The 2,819-nt window shown below is 71.7% G+C and carries 2 protein-coding genes; both read left to right on the forward strand.

The annotated features are described in order from the left end of the window. The coding region (locus HW445_RS25205) for a CHAD domain-containing protein (protein WP_180223213.1) at positions 1 to 475 on the forward strand (475 nt) is incomplete at its 5' end. A gap of 133 nt (positions 476 to 608) precedes the next feature. Continuing rightward, positions 609 to 2,561 (forward strand): TIGR03960 family B12-binding radical SAM protein, encoded by a 1,953-nt coding sequence (locus HW445_RS25210; RefSeq protein ID WP_180223214.1) that lies wholly within the window; start codon positions 609 to 611, stop codon positions 2,559 to 2,561. Positions 2,562 to 2,819: the final 258 nt, after the last annotated feature.

The raw sequence follows: 2,819 nt of genomic DNA on the forward strand, positions 1-2,819 counted from the left end.
GAACACCCTCGAGGCCACCCTCGCCGACCCGCCGCTGCGCAAGGCCGCACGCCGCAAGCCGGAGAAGGCGCTGGCCAAGGCGCTGCGGAAGGAGTCGGGCCGGCTGGCCCGCAGGGTCGAGCGGGCGCTCGCGCTCGAATCCGGCCCCGAGCGCGACACCGCCCTGCACGAGGCGCGCAAGAAGGCCAAGCGCACCCGGTACGCCGCCGAGGCCGCCCGCTCCGCCCTCGGGAAGAAGGCCCGGCGGCTGGCCGACGACGCCAAGTCCCTCCAGCGCCCGCTCGGCGAGCACCAGGACAGCGTCATGGCCCGCCAGGCCCTGCGCTCCCTGGCCCAGGACGCCGGAAAGGCCGGGGAGTCCCAGTTCACCTGGGGCGTGCTCTACGGGCGGGAGGAGAAGGCGGCCGCCCTGACCGAGGCGGCGCTGCCCGCGCGGTGGGCGGACATCGGCCCCCGGCTTCGTCCGAAGGGGTGAACGGAGGGGCGACCGACTGCGGGTACGCTTGAGAGTCACCCTCCCCCCGAAGCCGTCCGCGCCCGGTGGACGGCCGGTCGCCAGCCGGCCGGCGGCAAGGGAGGATCCCCGATCCGCTCATGAAGGTTCAAGGATGTCCGAATCGGTCTTCCCGCAGCTCGAAGCTCTGCTCCCGCATGTGCAGAAGCCGATCCAGTACGTGGGCGGCGAGCTCAACTCCACCGTCAAGCCCTGGGACTCGTGCGACGTCCGCTGGGCGCTCATGTACCCGGACGCGTACGAGGTCGGTCTGCCCAACCAGGGCGTACAGATCCTCTACGAGGTCCTGAACGAGCGTGAGGGCGTCCTCGCCGAGCGCACCTACAGCGTCTGGCCGGACATGGAGGCGCTGATGCGGGAGCACGGCGTCCCGCAGTTCACCGTCGACAGCCACCGCCCGCTCGGCGCCTTCGACGTCTTCGGCCTCTCCTTCTCCACCGAGCTCGGCTACACCAACATGCTGACCGCGCTCGACCTGGCCGGCGTCCCGCTGGAGTCCAAGGACCGCGGCCTCGACGACCCGATCGTGCTGGCCGGCGGCCACGCCGCGTTCAACCCCGAGCCGATCGCCGACTTCATCGACGCCGCGATCGTCGGCGACGGCGAGCAGGCCGTGCTCGACATGACGGAGATCGTCCGCGCCTGGAAGGCCGAGGGCCGGCCCGGCGGCCGCGACGAGGTGCTGCTGCGCCTGGCGAAGACCGGCGCCGTGTACATCCCGCGCTTCTACGACGTCGAGTACCTGGCCGACGGCCGGATCGCCCGCGTCGTCCCCAACCGCTCCGGTGTGCCGTGGCGGGTGTCCAAGCACACCGTGATGGACCTCGACGAGTGGCCCTACCCCAAGCAGCCGCTGGTCCCGCTCGCCGAGACGGTGCACGAGCGGATGTCGGTGGAGATCTTCCGCGGCTGCACCCGCGGCTGCCGCTTCTGCCAGGCCGGCATGATCACCCGCCCGGTGCGCGAGCGCTCCATCACCGGCATCGGCGAGATGGTCGAGAAGGGCCTCAAGGCGACCGGCTTCGAGGAGGTCGGCCTGCTGTCGCTCTCCTCCGCCGACCACTCCGAGATCGGCGACATCGCCAAGGGCCTCGCCGACCGGTACACCGAGGACAAGATCGGCCTCTCGCTGCCCTCGACCCGCGTCGACGCCTTCAACATCGACCTGGCCAACGAGCTGACCCGCAACGGCCGCCGCTCCGGCCTCACCTTCGCCCCCGAGGGCGGGAGCGAGCGCATCCGCAAGGTCATCAACAAGATGGTCTCCGAGGACGACCTGATCCGCACCGTCGCCACCGCGTACGGCAACGGCTGGCGCCAGGTGAAGCTGTACTTCATGTGCGGCCTGCCCACCGAGACCGACGACGACGTGCTGCAGATCGCCGACATGGCGACCCGCGTGATCGCCAAGGGCCGCGAGGTCTCCGGCTCCAACGACATCCGCTGCACGGTCTCCATCGGCGGCTTCGTGCCCAAGCCGCACACCCCGTTCCAGTGGGCCCCGCAGCTCTCCGCCGAGGAGACCGACGCCCGCCTGGAGAAGCTGCGCGACAAGATCCGCGGCGACAAGAAGTACGGCCGCTCCATCGGCTTCCGCTACCACGACGGCAAGCCCGGCATCGTCGAGGGCCTGCTCTCCCGCGGCGACCGCCGCATCGGCGACGTCATCCGCGCCGTCTACGAGGACGGCGGCCGCTTCGACGGCTGGCGCGAGCACTTCTCCTACGACCGCTGGATGGCCTGCGCCGACAAGGCCCTCGCCCCGCACGGCGTGGACGTCGACTGGTACACCACCCGCGAGCGCTCCTACGAGGAGGTCCTGCCCTGGGACCACCTGGACTCCGGTCTCGACAAGGACTGGCTCTGGGAGGACTGGCAGGACGCCCTCGACGAGACCGAGGTCGAGGACTGCCGCTGGACGCCCTGCTTCGACTGCGGCGTCTGCCCCGCGATGGACACCTCCATCCAGATCGGCCCCACCGGCAAGAAGCTGCTCCCGCTGTCGGTCAAGCAGCCCGCCGGCGCCCCGGGCGGTCACAGCCACTGACCCCCGCACGTCCCGCCCGGCGCCGCCGCCGGTTCCCGCACGGAACCGGCGGCGGCGTCGTGCGTACCGGTTTCGTCACCACGCGCATCCTCCGGCGCGCCGTGCGCGTCCCACAGGACGTGGAGACGAAGACGGAACGCGTCCCGGAGCGCCGGGACGAGGGCTGCCTGGTCGCGGCGGTGCGGATACCGGTGCGCGTCGTCGCGCTGGTCGTGGTGCTGCCGCTGCGGATGCTGTGGGACCTGGTCGCGGCGGCCG

The organism is Streptomyces sp. UH6 (genome assembly GCF_013421635.1).
GTDB lineage: Bacteria > Actinomycetota > Actinomycetes > Streptomycetales > Streptomycetaceae > Streptomyces > Streptomyces abyssomicinicus.

Excerpts from the sequence above, each read along its gene's own strand:
- HW445_RS25210 (WP_180223214.1), top strand. The coding sequence starts at position 609 with ATGTCCGAATCGGTCTTCCCGCAGCTCGAAGCTCTGCTCCCGCATGTG.